This is a genomic window from Schlesneria sp. (assembly GCF_036405755.1).
Lineage (GTDB): Bacteria > Planctomycetota > Planctomycetia > Planctomycetales > Planctomycetaceae > Schlesneria > Schlesneria sphaerica.
Map to the genome: position 1 here is coordinate 1 of NZ_DASWWZ010000153.1, position 2,219 is coordinate 2,219.

Genomic DNA, 2,219 nt, shown 5'->3' on the forward strand with positions numbered 1-2,219 from the left:
GCGCTCTTGGGGATTATTCATACGGTTACCGGGTGATCACTTCCGGTACGACCGGTGTTTTCCCCCCAGGTGGTGGCGAGTGGACTTACCAGCCAGGGAAGATCGTTCAGGACAACACCCTGCAGTGGGAGTGCTTCGACAATCGCATCGGGTTGACGATGAACCGGATCTCGATCCGCTATCGCGACCCGGGAAGCGAACTCATCCGCCAGGTGACGATCGACCACTCATTTGTTGACTGACGCGTTCCCGGGCAGTCTGCCCGGCCCTGCGTCTCCGTTCTACGGTTTAGATAAGACACCTGTCCGCGCCTTCAGCTGAAGAGCGGAATCCGATCGCGGCCGAAAGGCAAGGCGAGGTCTCCATGATCAAGACGCATCCTCAGAGTGTTCAACGAGGCGCGGGCTCCACGAGCCGTCACGGCGGAGCTGTGATTGTCGTGGTGCTCGCGCTGATGGCGATGCTGGCCTTCCTCGGACTCTTCTTCTTCGAGTTTGCCTCGGAGCAGTACAACACCTCCGAGAATTTCGCGTCCGTCGAAGATGTCGACATTGATCCCGAGTTGACGTTTAACGAGATCCTGCAGCAAACCGTTGTGGGAACGACAAATCAGCAGAGTGTGCTGGATGGTGGCACGTGGTCCCTGCTGTCATCGATCCTCGGAAAGCCGAACTCGAATCTCCAGTTCAATGTCAGTCCTTATACCGGGAGCGGGATCGCAGTGGGATACGATCCCACAGGGCTCGGCTCGGTGACGTTCGACTACAACAACGACGGGACTGCAGACACGTTCATCGTGAACTTCAGCCGGTCGCAGCAGCCGGGGATGAGTCCGACGTATCCGACGGCGATGAGCCAGTTCGAACCCAACGCGGGCTATATCTATCCCGATATCAATAGTTTGTTCCTCGGGTTCGACGGGTATACGTTCGATCGCTTCGGATCGGGAGCAAAGTACCACCATGTGGTGATTCCCTCGTATTTCCGTCCGCAGTACTTCCGTTCTTTCCGTGGTGACGCCACGTCGATGACCCCCGCGAACTATGCAGGGATCTACACCACGGGAACGACGGCGCTCCAGGTTCTCCACCCGCACCGCGACCACAAGGCCTGGACCGGTTCGGCTGGCGGTGCCTCCCGCTTCCTCAACACCGCGACGCAGGCGGTCAGCGGTGACCAGTCGCGACGTATTCAGCCGTTCCCCTTTGTCGTGGACCGTCACAGTCCGACGAGCCCGACCACAACCCGTCTGGGAATCTTCACGGATCACTCACTGTCGATCACGGGAGGACGCCAGGAATATGACTATGAGTACGACGCTGATGCTGATGCTGACGGACAGTCTGACGCGATTTTGATGGATCTTGGACTGCCGTTGATCAATCTTCCTCGCGGCCGCCAGGTTGTCCCGCTCACCTTTATCAAGTGGACCGACGGAGACGGGCTGCTGAGTCTCAACTCTGCAGGGAACCTTACGGCATTGCGATTCTACGGGACGCCGTTCAATGGAGCGGCGCCGACCCCGAACAACCCGCAGTTCGGACAGTCGAATTTCGGCCGCTCACGGGCTGAAATGAACCTTGCTTGGGCGCTTTATGCGAACCCGCGCAATACCGCCTTCCTCGCTACTGCCGACATCGAGGACGTCACGCGTCAACAGTTCTTCGCGACCACCGTTCAGTTCCATGGTACGTTGACGGGGCAGGCTGATCTGTTCCGGCATCCGTTCATGGCGAACGTGGAGATGGCCGCGCTGTTGGCTGGTCGATATCCGTACCGCAACAGCGGAACCACCCCTTTCAAACCGCTCGGCGACCAATCGCCTCTTCTGGGACGCTGGGGAGACGACTACACGAATACCCTCGCGTTTGAGGGCTACCTGCAGGGGATGAACGGCTCCGCTACCCTCACCTGGCCGACGACTCCGCCAGGAGCGGGCAAGCCCGGGGCGACAGATGATACGGACGTCTGGTATCCCAGCTACGGGGGGCAGTTTGGCCAGCCAGCGGATCCGCTTGGTCGCGGCAGTCTTGTGAACCCGACGGTAACAGCCCATGGATACGTTCGCGCCATGGCGAATGTCGGCGCGGGGCCGGTCCGTCTGCCATTCAACGTCGGGACGTGGCCGACTTCGGCCTATCCGGCAGCACTGCATGAAGCCGTCGGCAACTTCGGATTCGACGACGAAGCCTCGGAGGGCTTTCCTGACAAGGTGCTGA

At 59.8% G+C, this 2,219-nt stretch carries 2 protein-coding genes; both read left to right on the plus strand.

What is annotated here, in order from left to right:
- A partial coding sequence (locus VGE80_RS05175) for a hypothetical protein (RefSeq protein ID WP_440591916.1) occupies nt 1–242 on the plus strand: 242 nt, incomplete at its 5' end.
- Nucleotides 243–364: 122 nt separating this feature from the next.
- The coding region (locus tag VGE80_RS05180; RefSeq protein ID WP_440591917.1) for a hypothetical protein at nt 365–2,219 on the plus strand (1,855 nt) is incomplete at its 3' end.